At 48.0% G+C, this 21,325-nt stretch carries 15 protein-coding genes and 4 pseudogenes; 18 read left to right on the forward strand and 1 reads right to left on the reverse strand.

The window, feature by feature from the left end:
• Nucleotides 1-73 precede the first annotated feature (73 nt).
• The 18 genes and pseudogenes from pyrH to UNITIG_RS22995 all read left to right on the forward strand — a co-directional run bounded on the left by pyrH (nt 74) and on the right by UNITIG_RS22995 (nt 19,567).
• Nucleotides 74-799: a UMP kinase gene (gene pyrH / locus UNITIG_RS00490; protein WP_101756611.1), complete on the forward strand. Its 726-nt coding sequence runs from the start codon at nt 74-76 to the stop codon at nt 797-799.
• 71 nt (nt 800-870) lie between these two features.
• Entirely contained in the window at nt 871-1,428 is a 558-nt protein-coding gene (gene frr, locus UNITIG_RS00495) for a ribosome recycling factor (protein ID WP_101756612.1), read from the forward strand.
• A 27-nt stretch (nt 1,429-1,455) separates the two neighbouring features.
• Nucleotides 1,456-2,232: a polyprenyl diphosphate synthase gene (uppS, locus tag UNITIG_RS00500; RefSeq protein ID WP_101757137.1), complete on the forward strand. Its 777-nt coding sequence runs from the start codon at nt 1,456-1,458 to the stop codon at nt 2,230-2,232.
• Complete coding sequence (locus UNITIG_RS00505) at nt 2,226-3,059, forward strand: phosphatidate cytidylyltransferase (RefSeq protein WP_101756613.1); 834 nt, start codon at nt 2,226-2,228, stop codon at nt 3,057-3,059. Before uppS ends, UNITIG_RS00505 begins: the two co-directional genes overlap by 7 nt.
• Before the next feature lie 4 nt (nt 3,060-3,063).
• Nucleotides 3,064-4,272 (forward strand): 1-deoxy-D-xylulose-5-phosphate reductoisomerase, encoded by a 1,209-nt coding sequence (gene ispC, locus UNITIG_RS00510; protein ID WP_101756614.1) that lies wholly within the window; start codon nt 3,064-3,066, stop codon nt 4,270-4,272.
• Between the two features lie 25 nt (nt 4,273-4,297).
• A pseudogene (gene rseP / locus UNITIG_RS00515) lies at nt 4,298-5,652 on the forward strand (RIP metalloprotease RseP).
• A gap of 156 nt (nt 5,653-5,808) precedes the next feature.
• Nucleotides 5,809-8,492: pseudogene (gene bamA / locus UNITIG_RS00520) on the forward strand (outer membrane protein assembly factor BamA).
• A gap of 70 nt (nt 8,493-8,562) precedes the next feature.
• Nucleotides 8,563-9,072 carry an OmpH family outer membrane protein gene (locus tag UNITIG_RS00525; protein WP_235015185.1) on the forward strand — a complete coding sequence of 170 codons (510 nt, stop codon included), beginning with the start codon at nt 8,563-8,565 and terminating at the stop codon, nt 9,070-9,072.
• Nucleotides 9,073-9,103: 31 nt separating this feature from the next.
• Nucleotides 9,104-10,147: a UDP-3-O-(3-hydroxymyristoyl)glucosamine N-acyltransferase gene (lpxD, locus tag UNITIG_RS00530; protein ID WP_101756615.1), complete on the forward strand. Its 1,044-nt coding sequence runs from the start codon at nt 9,104-9,106 to the stop codon at nt 10,145-10,147.
• Nucleotides 10,148-10,190: 43 nt separating this feature from the next.
• Nucleotides 10,191-10,637 (forward strand): 3-hydroxyacyl-ACP dehydratase FabZ, encoded by a 447-nt coding sequence (fabZ, locus tag UNITIG_RS00535; protein WP_235015187.1) that lies wholly within the window; start codon nt 10,191-10,193, stop codon nt 10,635-10,637.
• An 11-nt stretch (nt 10,638-10,648) separates the two neighbouring features.
• Nucleotides 10,649-11,433 (forward strand): annotated as a pseudogene (gene lpxA / locus UNITIG_RS00540) (acyl-ACP--UDP-N-acetylglucosamine O-acyltransferase).
• A gap of 32 nt (nt 11,434-11,465) precedes the next feature.
• Nucleotides 11,466-12,635: a lipid-A-disaccharide synthase gene (lpxB, locus tag UNITIG_RS00545; RefSeq protein ID WP_101756617.1), complete on the forward strand. Its 1,170-nt coding sequence runs from the start codon at nt 11,466-11,468 to the stop codon at nt 12,633-12,635.
• Nucleotides 12,635-13,240: a ribonuclease HII gene (gene rnhB / locus UNITIG_RS00550; protein ID WP_101756618.1), complete on the forward strand. Its 606-nt coding sequence runs from the start codon at nt 12,635-12,637 to the stop codon at nt 13,238-13,240. The genes lpxB and rnhB overlap by 1 nt, the downstream gene beginning before the upstream one ends.
• A gap of 55 nt (nt 13,241-13,295) precedes the next feature.
• Nucleotides 13,296-16,897, forward strand: a pseudogene (dnaE, locus tag UNITIG_RS00555) (DNA polymerase III subunit alpha).
• A gap of 176 nt (nt 16,898-17,073) precedes the next feature.
• On the forward strand, nt 17,074-18,024 hold the full coding sequence (locus tag UNITIG_RS00560) for an acetyl-CoA carboxylase carboxyltransferase subunit alpha (protein WP_101756619.1): 951 nt from the start codon (nt 17,074-17,076) through the stop codon (nt 18,022-18,024).
• Between the two features lie 27 nt (nt 18,025-18,051).
• Nucleotides 18,052-19,092, forward strand: a complete 1,041-nt coding sequence (gene tilS, locus UNITIG_RS00565) for a tRNA lysidine(34) synthetase TilS (protein ID WP_101756620.1) — start codon at nt 18,052-18,054, stop codon at nt 19,090-19,092.
• Nucleotides 19,092-19,403 (forward strand): tRNA lysidine(34) synthetase TilS, encoded by a 312-nt coding sequence (tilS, locus tag UNITIG_RS00570; RefSeq protein WP_235015188.1) that lies wholly within the window; start codon nt 19,092-19,094, stop codon nt 19,401-19,403. Before tilS (UNITIG_RS00565) ends, tilS (UNITIG_RS00570) begins: the two co-directional genes overlap by 1 nt.
• On the forward strand, nt 19,400-19,567 hold the full coding sequence (locus UNITIG_RS22995; RefSeq protein ID WP_159930999.1) for a hypothetical protein: 168 nt from the start codon (nt 19,400-19,402) through the stop codon (nt 19,565-19,567). The genes tilS (UNITIG_RS00570) and UNITIG_RS22995 overlap by 4 nt, the downstream gene beginning before the upstream one ends.
• Here the strand turns inward: UNITIG_RS22995 and UNITIG_RS23225 are convergent.
• Nucleotides 19,546-21,054: a hypothetical protein gene (locus tag UNITIG_RS23225; RefSeq protein WP_200821127.1), complete on the reverse strand. Its 1,509-nt coding sequence runs from the start codon at nt 21,052-21,054 to the stop codon at nt 19,546-19,548. The two genes, UNITIG_RS22995 and UNITIG_RS23225, sit on opposite strands and share 22 nt — an antisense overlap.
• Between the last annotated feature and the right edge of the window lie 271 nt (nt 21,055-21,325).

Below are 21,325 nucleotides of genomic sequence, written 5' to 3' on the forward strand. Positions count from 1 at the left end.
TTTCTATCCGCTTGTTATACAATGTTGGCCGGAATTTTGGTCTGCTTAGAATTACACCTGTGAGGAGCTATAGATGCCAGGCGCTGAAAAGAAGTTTAAACGTATTCTGCTCAAGTTGAGCGGTGAGGCCCTGATGGGTACTGAAGGGTTCGGGATTGATCCCAAGGTGCTGGACCGGATGGCATTGGAGATTGGCCAATTAGTCGGCATCGGCATTCAGGTGGGGTTAGTGATTGGTGGCGGTAATTTGTTTCGCGGTGCGGCCTTGCAAAAAGCGGGTCTGGATCGTGTGACGGGTGATCACATGGGTATGCTGGCCACAGTGATGAATGCACTGGCCATGCGTGATGCGTTAGAGCGCTCTAATATTTCCTCCCGGGTCATGTCGTCGATCCCAATGAGTGGAGTGGTCGATCATTATGATCGCCGTAAAGCGATGCGTGCACTGGAGCGGGGTGAGGTGGTAATTTTTTCTGCTGGTACTGGTAATCCATTCTTTACTACCGATTCGGCAGCGTGTTTACGCGGTATCGAAGTCGACGCAGAATTGGTGTTAAAGGCGACTAAAGTTGATGGCGTGTATACTGCCGACCCGATGACGGATCCTACCGCGACAAAATATGACCAGTTAAGCTATGACGAAGTGTTAGATAAAAAACTGGCCGTCATGGATCTAACAGCTATTTGTTTATGCCGCGATCATAATATGCCATTGCGGGTTTTTGCGATGGAAGAAGCCGGTGCTTTATTGAGAATTGTAAAAGGTGGCAGTGACGGCACATTGATCGTCGAAGAATAATTGTTTGCAGTGACGCAGTGGTGTCCCACTGTATTGGTTAACCTTTGTAAGAGAGAGTCAGGAGAAATTCAGTGATTAATGAATTAAAGCAAGATGCCGAAGAGCGGATGCAAAAAACACTGGTGGCTTTGGGTGGTAGTTTAAATAAAATTCGTACCGGTCGTGCGCATCCCAGTATTCTGGATGGTATTCGCGTTAATTATTATGGTTCGGAAACACCTCTCAGCCAGCTGGCAGCTATCAACGTAGAAGATGCGCGGACCTTATCAGTAGTGCCTTGGGAAAAAGCCATCGTCCCCGATGTAGAAAAAGCCATTATGAAATCGGACCTAGGGGTTAACCCTTCAACAGCGGGTACTGTAATTCGCATTCCTATGCCAATGCTGACTGAAGAAACCCGCCGCGGTTTTATCAAGCGGGCTAAACAAGAAGCTGAAAATTCCCGGGTTTCTATTCGTAATATCCGTCGTGATGTTATTTCCGACATTAAAGAATTACAAAAAGAAAAAGAAATTTCTGAGGATGAAGAGCGTAAAGCACAGGACGATATCCAGGTGATTACTGACCGCTTCATCGCCGAGGTGGAAAAAATTCTGACGGCCAAAGAAGCCGACTTACTGGAAGTCTAGTCGGCGTTTACGATGCCGTCTAACATTATGCCTAAGTCTGAAAAACCTGCCGATCAATTTGCTGCGGTACCTGCGCACCTCGCTATCATTATGGATGGCAATAGTCGCTGGGCCAAAGCACGCGGCAAGCAAACGCCTGCAGGTCATAAGGCTGGCGTTGAAGCCGTTCGTTCAGTGTTAAAGCTGTGCAAGAACTATGGTATAAAAGTCGTCACTTTATTTGCTTTCAGCAGTGAAAACTGGCAACGCCCGGGGCCAGAAGTTAAAGCACTAATGATGCTGTTTTCTTCTTACCTGAAAAAAGAAGTGAAGCAACTAAATAAAGATGGTGTGCGAGTACGTTTCATAGGAGATCGTCAGCGGTTTAGTGCTGGACTTGTTAAGCAAATGGAATCTGCCGAGCAGCTTACGGCCAAAAATACTGACACCACTCTGGTGATAGCAGTTGATTATGGTGGCCAGTGGGATATTGCAAACGCAGCCCGGCAACTAGCGATAAAAGTTAAGGCGGGTGAGTTAGAGCCAGAAAAAATTAATGAAGAATTACTCGATAGCCATATTTCGTTAGCTGATTTGCCCAAGCCGGATTTGTGTATTCGCACGGCAGGTGAACAGCGCATAAGTAACTTTTTGTTATGGCAATTAGCGTATGCGGAGCTGTTTTTTTCTCCGACGTTATGGCCTGACTTTGGTGATCAAGATATGGTCGCTGCGTTAGCCAGTTATAACCAGCGTGATCGTCGATTTGGTGGCCGTGATTTGGACGCCGATACAGAAACTGTAGAGGGACAGTCATCTTGTTAAAGCAACGAGTGATTACCGCAGTAATAATGATGCTGTTGATTGGCTTGGGCATTGTATTTTTACCGTTGTTAGGGCTGGCGATAATGTTCGCAGCGTTAGTGTTGGTCGCTGCCTGGGAGTGGTCAGCGTTGGCGGGGTTGTCATCAAAGTATTCTCGTTTGGCTTATACGGCTGTCACGTTGGTGTTGATGTTGGCCGCTGCAGAGTACAGTCAGATTTTAACGGCGCAAATGCACTGGGAGCGAGTGCGAGATATCCTGGGCTTGGGTTGTTTGTGGTGGGCTATTGCCTTGTTATGGGTGAAAAGTTATCCAGCCAGCGCAGTGATTTGGCGAACTAACGCCATGCGTTTTTTGATGGGTTTTTTGACGCTGGTGCCAGCCTGGATCGCGTTGGTGTATTTACGCTCACATAGTCAGGGCGTGATGTTGTTGTTTATTATGATTGCACTGGTGGCCTCAGCTGATATAGGGGCTTATTTTGCCGGTAAAACCTGGGGCAACGCCAAGCTGGCTCCTGATGTTAGTCCCGGTAAATCCTGGGCCGGTTTTTGGGGCGGAATGGTGGCCACAACAAGTTTGGCGGTTTTATTATCCTGGTGGTTTGGCGGCGCTAAATACCCGTTATTTGCTGTCGCTGTTGTCGCTTTGGTCACCGGTTTGGCGTCAGTGCTGGGTGACTTATTGGAGAGTATGCTTAAGCGTGAGGAGGGGATAAAAGACAGTGGCAGTATTTTACCCGGTCATGGCGGCATGATGGATCGTCTGGATAGTATGACCGCGGCAGCGCCTGTCTTCGCCTTATGTTTACTGTTGGCAGGTTGGTAGGCTGATGACGGTGATTCAACAAATTACGGTGCTGGGCTCCACTGGTTCAATCGGTGTCAGCACGTTGGATGTTATTGCCAGACACCCTGACCGCTACCGTGTTTATGCACTCACTGCCAATACCCGTGTCGATCTGATCCTTCCTCAAATTCAAAGCTGCCGTCCTCGTTTTGTGGTGATGCGTGATGAGTCCGCCGCTCAGCAGTTAGCTGATCAGTTAAAAGTATTGGGCGATAGTGAAACCCAGGTGCTGGCAGGCGCTGCCGGCTTGCTGCAAGTGTCGGCCGCTGGCGCTGTTGATACTGTAATGGCGGCGATAGTGGGTGCTGCAGGTCTGGAGCCCACCATGGCTGCGGTAGATGCGGGCAAGAAAGTCCTGCTAGCCAATAAAGAGTCGCTGGTAATGGCGGGGCATTTATTTATGCAAGCGGTAGCACGCAGCGGCGCGACCTTGTTACCGATTGATAGTGAGCATAATGCTATTTTTCAGTGTATGCCTGCGCGCCACCAGCAGGGAGAACGGCATAGTCTGGAAGCTGATGGTGTCCGTCGAATTCTATTGACGGGTTCTGGTGGGCCGTTTCGACAAACGCCATTAGCGTTATTGGCTGATATGACGCCGGATCAGGCCTGCGCTCATCCTAACTGGGATATGGGGCGCAAGATTTCGGTAGATTCGGCCACTATGATGAATAAGGGCTTGGAGTTTATTGAAGCCTGCTGGTTGTTTAACACCACCCCGGACAAAATTGACATTGTGGTGCACCCGCAGAGCGTGATTCATTCGATGGTCGAGTATAATGATGGCTCGGTGCTGGCACAGCTGGGCAACCCCGATATGCGCACGCCGATTGCTCACGCTTTGGCGTTTCCTGAGCGAATTGATTCCGGGGTTGCAGCGTTAGATATTATTGCCACCGCGCGACTGGATTTTGAAGCACCAGATTACCAGCGTTTTCCCTGTTTGCGTCTAGCTACCGAAGCGGTGAGCGCGGGTGGTACTGCAATGACCGTGCTGAATGCGGCGAATGAAATAGCCGTCGATGCATTCCTTGAGCAGCGGGTACGTTTTACTGATATTCCGGTTATTATTGAGCACGTATTAACTGGTATTCCGGCAATTGAACCTGAGTCGTTGGCGCTGGTCAAAGAGCAGGATGCGCTGGCCAGAGCAATGGCCCAGCAATTTATTCGTTCCAGCCTTAGTCGCTGATATTGAGATAACTGACATCAACCTTATGGAATTACTGCAAACCGTATTAATTACACTGGCCACTTTGGCGATATTAGTGACTATTCACGAATGCGGCCATTTTTGGGTGGCGCGGCGTTGTGGCATCAAAGTACTGCGTTTTTCTGTTGGCTTCGGTAAGGCCTTGTACCGCTGGCATGATAAGCAGGGTACGGAATTTGTTATTGCGGCTATTCCATTGGGCGGTTATGTCAAAATGTTGGATGAACGTGAAGGCAATGTGCCTGCGGATCAATTGCAATATGCCTTTAATCGTCAGCCGGTGGGCGCACGTTTAGCGACAGTAGCGGCGGGCCACTGGCTAATTTCATTCTCGCCATCGTTATTTACTGGGCGGTATTTATTGGTGGTGTAACAGGCGTTGTGCCTATTATTGATGGCGTTGAGCCGGGTTCAGTCGCCGATATGGCAAGTCTGGAAGCCGGTCAGGAAATTGTCGCTATTGATGGTGAGTTAACGCCGACCTGGGAAGCCTTGCATCTGCGACTATTACAGCGCATTGGTGAGACGGGTCCCATTGGTTTTTCCGTTAAATACCCTGACTCCAACGTGATTTATGAGTCCAGCGCTAATCTGGATGAGTGGTTAGCGGGAGCAGAGGCTACTGATTTGATTGGCGGTTTAGGTTTAGAGCTTTATCGGCCACCGCTGCTGGCTGTAGCCGAACAAATTGTCGAGGACAGTCCCGCCGCTAAAGCCGGTTTGCAAAGCGGAGATCAAATAGTCAGTGCTGATGGTGAGCCCATTGCGGATTGGGCGGCGTGGGTTGACTACGTGCGCGCGCGGCCCGGAGAGTTGATAGAAATACGTTATCAGCGCGGTGAGCAAATTGTCCGCACGGAGCTGACCCCTGCAACCTTGTACGACGACGATAACAAGGCTTATGGTCAAGTCGGTATGGGGGTGCAATGGCCTGAGTGGCCTGAGGAGCTAAAGCGCAGTTTTAGTTATGGCCCAATTGATGCGTTAGTACAGGCTGCTGAGCGCACCTGGTCTATGAGCGTATTCACTCTGGAGTCGATAAAAAAGATGTTAATGGGCTTAATCTCCCCGAAAAACTTGAGTGGGCCGATAACCATTGCTAAAGTGGCGGGCGCTTCGGCGAACTCTGGCTTAGAGGCATATTTAGGCTTTTTGGCGCTGCTGAGTGTCAGCTTGGGGGTATTAAATTTATTACCGATTCCAGTGTTGGATGGTGGCCATATTTTGTACGGCTTGATTGAGTTAGTCACTGGAAAAGAAGTCTCTTTGAAAATACAGATGCTGGGCTATCAGCTGGGATTATTTATTATTGTTGGAGTGATGATGTTGGCGCTCTACAATGATATCGCCCGGTTATGAGGTCGCGTAGATAATGACCTGCTGTAGATAGTGGCAGGCACTAATAATAATCGAGCGCGGATGGCCGGTTATGCTGCTAATCAAATAAAGAGTTGATGATAATTAGGACTAATTCTGTGGAGGGATTAGTCCAAACTGCTGGTAAAAAAACCTTAGATGAAACGTTATTTATTGCTGTACTTAGTTGTCGCGCTTAATTTCACCATTGAATTTGCCCACGCCGACGACACTTTTATTGTTTCTGATATTCGAGTTGAAGGACTGCAGCGTATTTCTGCTGGCAGTATCTTCGCTGCCCTGCCAATTAATGTTGGCGATAATATTAGTGATGTGACTATTCGCAGCGCTATTCGCACGCTATTCCGTACCGGCAACTATGACAATATTTATATCGCCCGCGATGGCAGTATTTTGGTTGTTTCCGTCGAGGAGCGACCATCGATCAGTGAGATCAATCTTGAAGGGAACAAGGCTATTGATAGTGAGGCCTTATTGGAAGGCCTCAAAGGTGCAGGTTTGTCCGAGGGGCAAGTGTTCAAACGGTCAACTCTGGAAGGCATGAAACTGGAACTAACTCGCCAGTATGTTTCACAAGGGCGTTATGACGCTAATATCGAAACGGATATTTCTTCACTGCCGCGCAACCGGGTAGCCGTTAATATTAATATTGATGAAGGTACTACCGCGGCGATTAAACATATCAATATTGTTGGTAATTCCGTTTACAGCGATGATGAATTAATCAGCTTATTTGAATTGAAAACTACCGGTTGGTTTTCATGGATCAGTGGCAACGATAAATATGCCAAAGAAAAGTTGTCGGGCGACCTGGATAAGTTAAGTTCTTATTATTTAGACAGCGGTTATATCAAATTCAGTATTGATAGCTCACAAGTATCGGTCACACCGGATCGTGAAGCGGTGTATATCACGGTGAACATTATCGAAGGGGATAAATATGAAATCGGTGAGGTTGATCTGTCTGGTGATCTGGTATTGACGGAAGCGGAATTAACGCCTTATATATTTGTTCAAAAAGGACAAACATTTTCACAGTCACTGGTGACCAGCTCGGAAGAGTGGTTAACCAAGCGCTTGGGTAATGAAGGCTATAATTTTGCTAACGTCAAAGGTATCCCTGATATCAATGATGACGATAAAACGGTCAATTTAAAATTCTTTGTCGATCCGGGTAAGCGCACCTATGTACGCCGCATAAACTTCGAAGGTAATACTAAAACAGCCGATGAAGTTCTGCGCCGTGAAATGCGACAAATGGAAGCTGCCCCAGCTTCGTCAGCCAGTATTGAACAGTCTCGTATTCGCTTGCAGCGTTTGGGTTATTTTAAAGAGGCCACGGTTAATACTTTAGAGTTGCCAGGTAGTGATGACTTTATTGATTTGCAATACCTCGTTGAGGAGCAAGCTTCCGGGAGTATTGGTGCCAGCGTAGGTTTTTCCCAGGATAGTGGTGTCTTGTTAGGCGCAAATATTCAGCAGGATAATTTTTTGGGTAGTGGCAAACAGATAGGTGTTGCCGTTAACAAAAGTGATTACCTTACTAATTTGCGTTTTAGTTTCGTTGATCCTTACTATACCAAAGACGGCGTGAGTCGCGGCTTCTCGGTGTATTATCGGGAAATGGATCTGGATAAAATCAACGTGTCGCGCTATACCACCAATACATTTGGCGCTACGTTGAATTTCGGTTATCCCATTAAAGAAACCGAGCGGCTTGGTTTTAGTTTTGGCTATGCTAATACTGAAGTTGAAGCAGGCGATGGCGCGGTGCAGGAAATTATTGCTAGTCCGCGGCCACGAGAAATAGTTAATGATGATTGGTTTGCTGGTTATTACGAGTCACAACAAACAACCGCTGGTTATCTGCAATCTGAAGTTGTGTTGCCTTTGTATGACAGTCAGGGAAATCTTCTACCTAATACCTTTTTTTCAAACCCGGAAGATTTTGGTTATGGGCCGGGCTTTCTCGACGAACAAGGTGATACATTCGATAATTACACGGCAACGATTAGTTGGACCCAGTCTACATTGAACCGTGGACGGATGGCGACGAGAGGAGCGTCACAAAGTTTGTCACTGGAGCTCACAGTCCCAGGGAGTGACCTTAATTATTACAAGTTGATATACAACGGTCAGATATTCTTCCCATTAACCCGGTCTTTAACGCTTAGATTGCGGACTGAGTTGGGTTATGGTGATGGTATTGGTGATGATGAGATTCCTTTCTTCAATCATTTTTACTCAGGTGGCTTTGGTTCTGTTCGCGGCTTTAAGAGTAATACTCTGGGCCATTAAGTACGCCCGCATTGTATTATCCGGATATAGGTATAGCCGCCATTGATGTTGTAGAGTTAGGTGACGCGGGTTGTGAAAGTGCCACCCAAATCGGTGATCCATGTACTGATGGCTCGGTGGTCGGTGGTGTTCGTCAGGGAGATGATAAATACTCCTATATTTTAGCCAACGGTGCCGATAAATTTAGAGTTCTTCAATATGAAAGTGAGGGTGACCCATTTGGCGGTAACGTGTTAGTAGAGGGTGGGGCCGAGATACTATTTCCTTTACCCTTTATTAAAGATCAAAGTTCAGTGCGTACCGCTTTCTTTATCGATGTCGGTAATGTGTTTAGCACTCACTGTGGGCCTACACAATTAAACTGTTCAAACTTTGATGCTGGCGAGTTGCGGTATTCTTTCGGCGTTGGCTTAAGCTGGATTACTGGCTTTGGGCCACTTACTTTCAGCTATGCCAAACCGGGTAATGACAGTGACGAAGACGAAACAGAAGCCTTCCAGTTTTCATTGGGGCGTAGTTTTTAAGCTGCCATTTGTAAAACAAGCTAAATGTAAAAATTTTTAATCAATACTTAAATCACTATGGAGAATAATTGTGAACAAATTTATTAAACTGGCCGTAATGGCAATTGCCCTATGTACAACTATGGCGGCTTCTGCGGAAGGTAAAATTGCTGTGTTGAATGCCCAGCAAGCTATTATCAATACTGAATTAGCTCAAAATCGCTTAAAAGAATTGCGTGCTGAGTCTAGCTATGCGGCAAACCGCAAGGAACTGGAATCTTTAGGTAAGAGCTATCAGGATACCGTGGCTCAATTGCAAAAAGATGCTGCTGTGATGAGTGCGGAACAGAAACAAGCTGAAGCGAAAAAGATTCAGGAAAAGCGTGTTGATATTGAATTCGTACAGAAGAAATTACAAGCAGCCGAGCAAGGTCTGTTGCAAGAGGTAGCGCAGGAGCTGTCGCCTAAACTACAAAAAGCGGTAACCGAACTGATCGCCTCTGAAGGTATTGGCTTATTACTCAATCAGCAAGCTGCAATGCATGTTGATAGTAGCTTCAGTATTACGGCTAAAGTTACCGATAAACTAAACCAGATGTAATTGGTTTACGCCTACCGTAACTTATAACGGGATGAAGTCGCAGCGGCAATATACATTGGCTCAATTAGCCGGTTTGCTAGACGTCAAATGTGTTGGTGATTCGGAAATGATAATTTCCGGTCTGGCAACTCTGGCGGCTGCGGGCGATCATCAGCTCAGTTTTTTAGCCAATAGTAAATACCAGCAGGCGCTGAAGGTGACGGCAGCGGCAGCTGTTATTGTAAGTCCTGATCAGGTGAGTCATAGCCCTTGTGCTTGCCTTGTATCTAGCAATCCGTATTTAACCTACGCCAGGGCATCGCAACTTTTTGCCCCTGATCTGAGTCGTCAAGCCGGTATTCATCCCTCGGCAGTTATCAGTGATTCAGCCAGCATTGATGCTACTGCGTCTATTGCAGCGAACGTCGTTATCGAAGCGGGTGTCAGCGTAGGGGCAAATACCGTAATCAGTGCGGGGTGCGTCATTGGTCAAGGTTCAAACCTGGGCTCGAACTGTTTACTTCACGCTAACGTCACTATCTATCACGGTATTACTTTAGGTAATCATGTGCTGGTGCACAGTGGAACAGTGATTGGCAGTGATGGTTTTGGTTTTGCGCCGTCCCCGGATAAGACACAGGGTGGATGGATTAAAATTGCCCAGCTTGGCGGCGTGGTGATTGGTAATCATGTAGAGATTGGCGCAAGCTGTACTATTGATCGCGGTGCGTTGGAAGATACGGTATTAGCTGATCGCGTTATTCTGGATAACCAGGTACAAATTGCCCACAACGTTCGCTTGGGAGAAAATACTGCGATTGCCGGTTGCACGGCGATTGCCGGTAGTACCCGTGTTGGTCGGAATTGTACGATTGCTGGTGGCGTAGGGATTGTGGGACATATTGATATTGTTGATGGTGTGCATGTTACTGCGATGACATTGGTGACGAAATCCATTACTGAAGCAGGCTCCTATTCAGCAGGGACTCCGATGCAAAGTTCAGCGTCCTGGCGCAAGAGCGCTGTGCGGTTTTCTCAGCTTGAAGCGATGAATAAGCGTCTAAAAGACGTGGAAAAAAATTTAAAAGAGTCGTAATAGTTAAGTTCGCTAAATTGGTTGACTGATGATGAGTACAGCAATGACAACAGTTATGGATATAAAAGATATACAGGAATACCTGCCACACCGTTACCCATTTTTATTGGTTGATAGAGTGGTTGAATTAAATGTTGGTGAGTCGATTGTTGCGCTGAAAAATGTAACGGTGAACGAACCCTTTTTTAATGGCCATTTTCCACAAAAGGCAGTGATGCCGGGCGTGCTTATTGTTGAAGCGATGGCGCAAGCTGCGGGTATTCTAGGTTTCAAAACCCAGGGAAAAACGCCTGCCGAAGGCTCGTTATATTTATTTGTAGGAGCCGATAATGTTCGTTTTCGTCGACAAGTGGTTCCCGGTGATCAGCTCACTTTAAAAGTCGAATACGTTAATGATCGTCGAGGTATGTGGAAGTTTAAATGCAGTTGTTATGTTGATGGTGATTTGGCCGCATCTGCTGATATTATTTGCGCAGATAAAACAGTTTAATTAGTTTTCCCATTGGAGTTAGTAGTTTGATTGATCCTCGCGCAATTATTGATCCTACCGCTAAGGTTGCTGACAATGTTGAAATTGGTCCCTGGACAATCATCGGGCCGGCGTTGAGATTGGTGAAGGGTCGATTGTTGCTTCGCATGTAGTACTAAAAGGACCGACAAAAATTGGTCGCAATAACCATATTTTTCAATTTTCTTCGGTAGGCGAAGATACACCTGATTTGAAATACAACGGTGAAGAAACCTGGTTGGTGATAGGCGATAATAACGTCATCCGCGAAGGGGTCACTATTCATCGTGGCACGGTGCAGGATAGATCCGAAACGACTATCGGCAATGACAATTTATTTATGGCTTATAGCCATATCGGCCATGATTCCGTGATCGGTAACCACACCATTTTTGTTAACAACGCTGCAGTTGCCGGCCATGTGCATGTGGGTGATTGGGCGATATTGGCAGGGTATACCCTGGTGCATCAATTTTGCCATATCGGTGCGCACAGTTTCTCTGGTTTTGGCAGTCAGATCAGTAAAGATGTGCCAGCTTATATTACTGTGATGGGCCAGCCCGCAGAAGCAAAAATGGTCAATGTGGAAGGCTTAAAACGTCGCGGCTTCAGTGCTGCGGTCATTGCGGAAATTCGACGCGCGTATAAAGTCATTTATCGTCAGGGTTTAACCACAGAAGAGGCGTTGGAAAAATTGCGAGTGCAAGCGCAGAACTGTGCTGAAATTGAATTGCTGATTGAATCGTTGCAATCTTCAACTCGCGGTATTGTACGTTAGGTCTCTTTAAAATAATAAGTGAGAACAGCTTCATGGCGTCATTGCGCATTGGAATCGTAGCAGGTGAGGCATCCGGAGATATTCTGGGCGCCAGCTTGATGCGCGCAATTTTGACCAAAAACCCGGATGTACAGTTTGAAGGTATCGGCGGCCCGCTAATGATTGCCGAGGGCTTTAATAGTCACTTTCCTATGGATCGCTTGTCAGTGATGGGTTTGGTTGAACCGTTGAAACGGTTGCCAGAATTACTGCGTATTCGCCGCGCTATCAAAGATCATTTTATTGCCAAACCTGCTGATCTGTTTATTGGCATCGATTCGCCAGACTTTACGCTCAATATTGAATTGGCTTTACGTCAAGCCGGCTTGCTTACCGCGCATTATGTCAGCCCGTCGGTTTGGGCCTGGCGTCAAGGGAGAGTAAAAAAAATAGCCAAAGCGGTTGATCGCATGCTGACATTATTGCCTTTTGAGGCGGAGTTTTACCATCAACATAATGTACCAGTGACCTTTGTAGGGCATCCACTGGCCGACCAGCTGCCGCTGGATAACACCGGATTAGCGCAACAGCAACTACAAGCGAGAGCGCAATTGGCGTTACCTGAAAACGGTGCGATAATCGCGCTCCTGCCAGGCAGCCGCGGCGGTGAAGTTAAATTATTAGCGCCTGATTTTATCGCCGCTGCGCGGTGGTGTTATCACCAGCGTAACGATTTAAAATTTGTCATTCCGGCTGCCAATGATCAGCGCCGCCAGCAATTAGAAACCATTCTGGCGGAGCATGGCAAAGGCCTACCGATTAAATTAGTCGATGGTCAATCGCAAACTGCGATGACTGCCGCGGATGTGGTGCTAATGGCTTCCGGCACAACAGCGCTGGAAGCCATGCTATTGAAGAAGCCGATGGTTGTTGCTTATCGCATGGCAGGGCTGAGTTATTTTATTATTTCCCGGATGGTCAAAACACGTTTCTTTTCACTTCCCAACTTATTAGCTGGCGAGCAGTTGGTCCCTGAATTACAGCAAGATGAAGTACGTCCGGAAATGTTAGGGCCATTGTTGCTGGAGCGTTTAACGGATCATCAACAGCGTACACAGTTAATCGAAAAATTCAGCGACATTCATCAACAATTAAAATGTAATGCCAGCGAGCGTGCTGCTGAGGTATTGCTTACCATGATTAAAACAAGGCAGAGTGCTTGATGGAGCCATTTGTATCCCGCTATACAGGTAGTTTACTTGCCGGTGTCGATGAAGTGGGTCGTGGCCCCTTGGCCGGTGATGTGGTAGCGGCGGCCGTTATCCTTGACCCAGAGCGGCCGATTGAAGGTCTGGATGATTCCAAGAAATTAACCGAAAAAAAACGTGAATTACTGTTTCCGATTATTCAGGAACAGGCGCTCAGTTTTTGTGTGGCCAGAGCCAGCGTGGCAGAAATTGACGAACTCAATATTCTGCACGCCAGTATGCTGGCGATGAAGCGTGCGGTAGAAGGTTTAGCGCTACAGCCGGAACATGTGTTAGTTGATGGCAACCGTCTGCCCAAGTGGACTTACGCGGCAGAAGCTGTGGTGAAAGGTGATAGTCGCGTGGCCGCGATAGCTGCTGCTTCTATTCTTGCGAAAGTAGTTCGTGATCGCGAGATGGTGGCGTTTGATGCAGAGTATCCTGAATATGGTTTTGCTGGGCATAAGGGTTATCCCACCAAGGTGCATATGGCGGCGATAGAGCAGCACGGCATTACGCCTATTCATCGTTTATCGTTTGGACCAGTAAAGAAACAGCTTGAGCAACTGGCCCTGTTATGAATGTGTTTTGGTCTTGTTCAGCGTATTAAACATTATTAGTTAAAGTATTTATTCTATGACTGCTTCTTTTGTACATCTTCGTCTACACAGTGAATTTTCGCTGGTGGATGGTTTGGTGCGGATAAAACCCTTGGTTAAGCAAGTCGCAGCTCAGGGGATGCCGGCGGTAGCCTTAACGGATTTCACCAATTTTTATGCGCTGATTAAATTTTATAAAGCGGCCACTGGTGCGGGTATCAAACCTATTTTTGGTAGCGACATCAAGGTGATGGATGACCTGGACGAAACCCATATCAGTAAGCTGTGTTTGTTAGCGCAAAATGATCGCGGTTATCGTAATTTAACTGAGTTGATTTCCAAAGCCTATCAGGATGGGCAGTACTTGGGTGAGCCATATATTAAACGCTCATGGTTGGCTTCTTACGCAGACGGCGTGATTGCATTATCGGGTGGCCGCGACGGCGAAATAGGGCAGGCCCTGTTATCCTCCAAAGCGGATGTCGCCCAGCAGCGACTGAGTGAGATGATGGCCTGGTTCCCGGATCGTTTTTATTTGGAATTACAGCGCACGGGGCGAGCGCATGAAGAAGATTATCTGCACGCGGCTGTTGCTCTAGCGGCGGCAAATGATTGTCCTGTAGTGGCTACCAATGAAGTCTGTTTCTTAAATGCCGATGATTTTGAAGCCCATGAAACACGCGTGTGTGTGCATGATGGCCGCGCATTAGATGACCCGCGCCGCTCGCATCTATACAGCGAACAACAATACTTGCGTTCGCCGGAAGAAATGGCGGAGTTGTTTAGTGATATTCCCGAAGCCTTGGAGAATACGGTTGAAATTGCCAAGCGCTGTAATGTTGAAATCAAATTGGGAACTTATTATTTACCGGAATACCCTATACCTGATGATTTTGAAAACGATCCGTTCTTTCAGCATGAACCACTGGAAGGCTTAAAACAACAAACGGTTAAATCACTGAAAGTGAATTGGGAGGGTAAAGAAGAGACTCCCGAATATGCCAAGGAATTAAGAACGGGTATATTTTTCCGCAAAATTTCTATCGAGGGTTTGCAGGATCGTCTGGATTTCAGTTTTGGTGAAAAAGCTGCTGAGCATCAGCCCGAGTATCGAAAGCGTTTGGATTTTGAACTGGATATTATTCTGGAGATGGGCTTCCCCGGATATTTTCTAATCGTGATGGACTTTATTCAGTGGGCCAAAGATCACGGCATACCGGTAGGTCCCGGGCGGGGTTCGGGTGCCGGTTCACTGGTGGCCTATGCGCAAAAAATTACCGATCTGGATCCATTGGAATACGACCTGTTATTTGAACGCTTTCTGAATCCTGAGCGGGTTTCGATGCCGGATTTTGATGTTGATTTTTGTATGGATAATCGCGACAAAGTGATTGCCTATGTAGCCGATAATTACGGCCGGGAAGCGGTTAGCCAGATTATTACCTTCGGCACCATGGCGGCTAAAGCGGTAGTGCGCGATGTGGCCAGAGCGCAGGGCAAGTCCTACGGACTGGCCGATAAATTGTCAAAAATGATTCCCTTCGAAGTGGGTATGACACTAACCAAGGCCATTGAGGCCGAAGAGCCATTGCGTGATTTTTTGCGCGACGATGAGCAGGCGCAAGAAATTTGGGATATGGCTGTGCAGCTCGAAGGCATTACCCGTAATGTTGGTAAGCATGCGGGGGTGTAGTGATCGCGCCCTCCAAACTCACCGATTTTGCGCCGCTGTATTGCGATGAAAGCGGTAGTGGTTTGGTCACCCAGTTTGATAAAAACGATGTCGAAGAAGCGGGCTTGGTTAAGTTCGATTTTCTCGGCCTGCGCACGCTGACCATCATCGATTGGGCGGTAAAAATGATCAACCGCCCGCGCGCTGATGGCAGTTTGGTCAATCTAGAAATTGAACGCATTCCTTTAGACGATGCGGCGACGTATCAGTTATTAAAGCGCGCAGAAACCACCGCCGTATTCCAGTTGGAGTCGCGCGGCATGAAGGACTTGATCAAGCGATTACAGCCAGACAATCTCGAAGATATGATCGCACTGGTCGCATTATTCCGTCCCGGTCCTTTGGACTCAGGGATGGTGGACGACTTTGTAAATCGTAAGCATGGTCGTGCACAGGTAGCGTACCCTGATGCCCAGTATCAACACGAATGGTTAAAGCCGATATTGGAGCCAACTTACGGCGTTATTGTGTATCAAGAACAGGTTATGCAAATCGCTCAGGAATTGGCGGGCTATAGTCTTGGTGGCGCTGATATGTTGCGTCGGGCAATGGGTAAGAAAAAGCCCGAAGAGATGGCTAAGCAGCGTTCGACGTTTGAAGAAGGCGCGATTTCAAAAGGTGTGGATGGTGAACTGGCGATCAAAATTTTTGATCTGGTAGAAAAGTTCGCCGGTTATGGTTTTAATAAATCGCACTCTGCAGCCTATGCGCTGGTGTCGTATCAAACAGCATGGTTAAAAACGCATTTCCCTGCTGAGTTTATGGCAGCGACCATGAGCTCGGAACTTCAGAATACCGATAAAATTGTTATCTTCATCGAAGAATGTCGAGCGATGAAGTTAGACTATCGCTTGCCCGATGTTAATGAAGGTGAATATATGTTCACTGTTAACAAAGACGGCGCTATTGTTTATGGATTGGGCGCCATTAAAGGTCTGGGTGAAGGTCCGATTGAAAATATTATTGCTGCGCGCAACAGTGGCGGCCCGTTTAACAATCTGTTTGATTTTTGTGAACGCACAGATCCTCGCAAAGTAAATAAGCGTGCTACCGAAGCGCTGATTCGCTCAGGTTCTTTTGATACCCTGGGTGTGGATAGAGCAATTCTTTTAGCAGCGATGCCTGAAGCAGCCAAAGCAGCAGAGCAAAGTGCGGGCAATCGCGATGCCGGGATGATGGATTTATTTGGCGATGTAGTGCCGACCGCGGGTGAGGGCGATGTATATACCGAGTATCGAAACGTCAGGCCGCAAACAGCGAAGGAAAAACTGGGTGGAGAAAAAGAGACCTTAGGTCTTTATGTCACTGGTCACCCAATTGATGAATATGAAAAAGAGTTGCGACAGTTTGTGCGCAATCGCATCGTTGATTTAAAAGCGGATTACAATAGTCAGACCATGGCGGGTTTAGTGGTTGCTTTGCGCACCATGAAAAACAAGCGCGGCGATATGATGGCATTTGTTACCCTGGATGATCGCTCTGCGCGAATTGAAGTCAGTTTGTTTGCTGACGTATTTAACGAGGCCAGAGAAAAAATCAGCAAGGATTCTATTTTAGTAATAGAGGGGCAAGTCACCTTTGATGATTATTCCGGGCAGTTAAAAGTACGTGGCAAGTCAGTCAGAACTTTGCTCGATGCCAGACAGTCCAGCGTGAAGTCACTGGAGTTGAGTTTAAGAACAGCTGACTTTAATGGTAGCAGTGATGCCTTTAGTCAGCAGTTTCGGCAATTGTTGGAGCCCAGTTTGAATGGCAGTTGCCCCATCGTTGTCGATTATCAACGGCCCGGCGCAAAAGGTCGGATAAAGTTGGGGCGGGACTGGCTGGTACAACCCAGTGATGAGTTGATTCAGCGCTTGAAGGATCGTTTTGGTGAGGGTAATGTCCGGCTCAATTTTGGCGACTGAGCAGTGCTGTTGAGTGGCATTTTAATTATTAGCTCCACCGCAAAACAGGCAGTTGCCTGCAGGGCGTTTACAACATGGTAATAGACTCGCCGCACAGAATCGCGTATTGTTGCGCAAATTAAATTTATCCAAGCTGGCTACCAGCAAACTATCGACAGTGGATTATTTTGCCGATTATGAACCCCAATTATCTCGACTTTGAACAACCTATCGCGGAACTGGAAGTTAAAATTGAAGAGCTGCAATTAGTTGGCTCTGACAATGATCTCAATATTAGTGAAGAGATTAACAAGCTGCGTGAAAAAAGCACCAAACTCACCGAAAAAATCTATTCCAACTTAAGCCCGTGGGAAACGGTTAAAGTAGCCCGTCATCCTATGCGCCCCTATACCCTTGATTACATCAACCGGGTGTTTACTGATTTTGAAGAGCTGCATGGCGATCGCGCTTTTGCTGATGATCGCGCTATTGTCGGTGGATTAGCCCGGTTAGATGGCGAAGCGGTGATGGTGATCGGTCAAGAGAAAGGCCGTGGTGTGCAGGAAAAAGTAAAGCGCAATTTTGGTATGCCCAAACCTGAGGGTTACCGTAAAGCCAAGCGCTTGATGGAAATGGCAGAGCGCTTCCAGTTGCCTATTATTACCTTGATTGATACCCCTGGGGCTTATCCGGGCATCGATTCCGAAGAACGTGGTATCAGTGAGGCCATTGCTCAGAATTTAGCAGTAATGTCACGCTTAAAAACACCTATTGTGTGTGTGGTAATCGGTGAGGGGAGTTCAGGCGGTGCATTGGGTATCGGTGTCGGCGACCATTTGGCGATGTTACAGTACTCCACCTATTTTGTGATCTCGCCAGAAGGCTGTGCCAATATTATTTGGAAAACGTCGGAAAAAGCTCCGGATGCCGCTGAGGCGATGGGCTTAACGTCTACCGTTTTGGAAGGTCTGGGTATTGTTGATGCCACCATTCCTGAGCCGCTAGGTGGTGCGCACCGCAATATGGATTTGATGGCAAGCCGCATCAAGAGCCATTTGATTGAAAAACTGGGTGAGTTAAGCCAGCTTTCCGAGCAGGAACTATTGGATAAGCGCTATCAGCGTTTGATGTCCTACGGCAACCAATAAGCCGTGACCTATTAGCGGTGAACTATCATGGCGCTGACCACTGAGACTCTCACCGCTACACTCGTGCCCTATCTCGACGCGCCCCGCTGGCTGGTAGCTTATAGCGGCGGTGTCGATTCCCATGTATTACTCCAGCTTTTAACACATGTGCCCAATCACCCGGTGATTGAAGCGGTGCATATCAATCATCAGCTGCAAGCGGACGCCAATCACTGGGCTGGGCATTGTCAGCAGCAAGCCGACCAGCTCAACATTCCATTACATACTGTAGCTATTGATATCGATTCACAGCCAAAGGGCAGTCTGGAAGAGCAGGCCCGTGACGCTCGCTATCAAGTATTTGAATCATTGCTTCAACCGGGTGATGTATTAATGATGGGTCATCATCTCGATGATCAGGTAGAAACGTTGCTACTGCGGTTATTGCGTGGCAGTGGTGTGCGTGGCGGCTCGGCGATGCCTCAGGGTAGAGTGCTGGGGAATGGGCTTTTATTGCGACCACTATTAACCATCCCAAGGTCGGTTATTGAATCTTACGCTAATGCGCATCAACTGCAGTGGATTGAAGACCCGAGCAATCAGCTGAGTGACTTTGATCGTAACTTTTTACGTTTGCAGCTATTACCCATTATTGCTGAGCGCTGGCCGGAATATCGGCAAACCTTATCCCGTACCGCAGCATTGAATGAAGAGGCGGCATTACTCAATACTGAGTTGGCGCAACTGGATTTAGTAGGTTTGGGTTTAGGCGAGAAGGGTGGGCTCGACTCAGGGGCTGTCGGAGCCGATTCCGTACTGCCTTTAGCCGGGTTGCATGCGCTTAGTGATAGCCGCAAAAAAAACCTGCTGCGCTATTGGTTGCAGGTTGGCGGTTTTGCTTTACCCAGTGCGGCGCAACTGCAGGCGGTCATTACCGATGTGATCAATGCGCAGCCAGATGCCGAGCCAGTCGTAGCGTGGGGGAATGAGGTTCAGGTACGGCGCTTCAATCACTGTCTCTATGCAATGCCGCCGCTGGCTGCGATTGATAAAACACTGGTTGCAGACTGGGATTTAGTGGGGGGCTAGTGCTGAATGGTCAGCAATTGCAGGCTGAGCCGATAGTCGGCAGTGGCCTTGGGGTCGCGCGTTTGCAGCAGAGTGAGTCAGTCAACGTGCGTTTTCGGCAAGGCGGGGAGCGTTGCCAGCCGGTTGGTCGCAGCGGTTCCCAAAGCCTAAAGAAACTGTTTCAGGAGGTTGGTCTGGAACCGTGGTGGCGTGATCGCGTGCCGTTACTTTATAGCGGCGATGAGCTTATTGCTGTTGCAGATTTGTGGATATGTCAGGGCTGGCAGGCGTTGCCTGGCCAGCCCGGGATTAATATCCGTTGGGATAAGTGACGTTATTCACTGACGGTGAAGCTTACCGGCGTCGATATGCTGCTTTTCATGCCGTCACTATCAATGGTCGCGATAGCAAAGTTATAAGTCCCTGCCTCGGTCAAAGTGATGGCGTGGCTGTTGGTGCTGCCGTTATTAATGCTTACAACTTCACCGTCATCTGACGACGAGCCGTCAAGGAAGTAATAATTTCATAACCGCCCAGTTCAGCGATGGTGAGTGGATCACCATTTTCCCGCGTGGTTGGAATTGCCCATGATAATGTTACAGTGACACTAAATGGCTCAGGCGTTGGCTCAGGCGTTGGCTCAGGCGTTGGCTCAGGCGTTGGCTCAGGCGCTGGTTCTGGAGTCGGCTCAGGTGTTGGTTCAGGCGTTGGCTCGGGCGTTGGCTCGGGCGTTGGCTCGGGAGTCGGCTCAGGTGTTGGTTCAGGCGTTGGCACTGGAGTCGGCGTTGGTGTAGGTACCGGAGTCGGCTCAGGCGTAGGCTCTGGAGTCGGAGTCGGAGTCGGCTCAGGCGTTGGTTCTGGAGTCGGAGTCGGTTCTGGTGTTGGCACCGGCGTCGGTGTGGTCTCGACAATGGTAATAACGACTTCGGTTGGCGCCGGTTTTACCAGTGCTTGGGGCGTTACAGTTGGAGCAATTTGTTCAGCTTCTTCGGCAATAACAGTATCCAAATCAGAAATAGGTGTGTCGGTGCCTGGAATCTTCAGCGACGCTGGGCTGGAGCTGAGAATTTGTTGCATCTTCTGTTTATTGACGGATTTCAATTCAGTGATAGGTCGGCCATCGTTTTCCCCATCCAGCGATCCATCCAGCATATCCTCGGCAAAAATAGCCACTAGCATTTCCGGGTCGATCTCGGCGCCGTCAGCGACAGCTTCCTGTTTTACCTTATCGGCCAGTGCTGCGAAAACCTCGATGGTGGTGCGGTAGGCCAGTGATCTTGCTTGATCTGTGTCGGCGGATAAGACCGGTGAGCTGGTAAATAGATCGGTATTCTCATCTAGTAGCCCAAGGCCGAAAGAGCTCTTGGTGCGCTGTGTTGCAGCGGTAATGGCGGTGCTAAAATCATTAATTGAGATGCTGTTTGGCGAAGCGCTGGCACGTAGCGTTTTGATCGCATTATCCACTACCAAGGTGGTGAGTGGCGTAGCAAATACCGCCGTGCCCGCTAATAATTGCTGCGAGCTTATAACCGTGCGTAGGGTGGGTATCACTGGCTGGGAGCCGGTCAGCTCTTCACCCAGTGTGTATTCAAGAATAAACAGCGCATCGGTGATCAGGGCAGTATCAACGTCGAGCATCAGCTGTGCGTCGGTATCGGTGACCCCTTCGGCAACCAATTGGCCTTTAAAATTACTGGCGCTGGTATCAATCTTATAGATAGTAGCAATGGCGTTTGCGAGCGGGCCTTTAACTGCCATGCCTTTAACCGAGGTGTAAACAGTCGGTGATACATCATCGCTGACCTCAACCGGGTCGCTGGGGGTAACGGTTTGATTGGATTGCGAGCTACTGCTGGAAGTTACATTACTGGCCGAGCTTGAGGTCTCTGCCCCCGCTGAATCACTACCGCCTCCACCACCACCGCCGCATGCGGTGATAAGAGTGCTCAGTAGTATCGTTGGTATTAACTGTTTGGAATTCATATTGCCGCCCTGTGTAAACACGCTTTTCTTCCGCTCAGCGATGTCTATTAATGCTGAGTCCAATCTTTTATGAAATACCATCATATGAAGATCAATTCAGTATTCAAGTGCTAAGCATGAATACTACAACAGTTCTTATCAAGTTGTGACTACGGTCACTGAACCGTTGTTAGCTGGTTTTGGTTATAGCGTACGATGATGACGGTTTATAGATATAAAGTGGAATATTAAGTTCCGGTCTTAGGTGTTGTGCGTGCGAGAAAATATTTAT

The organism is Oceanicoccus sp. KOV_DT_Chl (genome assembly GCF_900120175.1).
In the GTDB taxonomy this organism is placed as follows: Bacteria; Pseudomonadota; Gammaproteobacteria; order Pseudomonadales; family Dasaniaceae; genus Oceanicoccus.

What these genes read in the sequence shown, in the direction of transcription:
- pyrH (WP_101756611.1), top strand. Translation starts at nt 74, where the DNA reads ATGCCAGGCGCTGAAAAGAAGTTTAAACGTATTCTGCTCAAGTTGAGC.
- uppS (WP_101757137.1), top strand. Translation starts at nt 1,456, where the DNA reads ATGCCTAAGTCTGAAAAACCTGCCGATCAATTTGCTGCGGTACCTGCG.
- ispC (WP_101756614.1), top strand. Translation starts at nt 3,064, where the DNA reads ATGACGGTGATTCAACAAATTACGGTGCTGGGCTCCACTGGTTCAATC.
- lpxD (WP_101756615.1), top strand. Translation starts at nt 9,104, where the DNA reads ATGAAGTCGCAGCGGCAATATACATTGGCTCAATTAGCCGGTTTGCTA.
- fabZ (WP_235015187.1), top strand. Translation starts at nt 10,191, where the DNA reads ATGACAACAGTTATGGATATAAAAGATATACAGGAATACCTGCCACAC.
- lpxB (WP_101756617.1), top strand. Translation starts at nt 11,466, where the DNA reads ATGGCGTCATTGCGCATTGGAATCGTAGCAGGTGAGGCATCCGGAGAT.
- rnhB (WP_101756618.1), top strand. Translation starts at nt 12,635, where the DNA reads ATGGAGCCATTTGTATCCCGCTATACAGGTAGTTTACTTGCCGGTGTC.
- UNITIG_RS00560 (WP_101756619.1), top strand. Translation starts at nt 17,074, where the DNA reads ATGAACCCCAATTATCTCGACTTTGAACAACCTATCGCGGAACTGGAA.
- tilS (WP_101756620.1), top strand. Translation starts at nt 18,052, where the DNA reads ATGGCGCTGACCACTGAGACTCTCACCGCTACACTCGTGCCCTATCTC.
- UNITIG_RS23225 (WP_200821127.1), bottom strand. Translation starts at nt 21,054, where the DNA reads ATGAATTCCAAACAGTTAATACCAACGATACTACTGAGCACTCTTATC.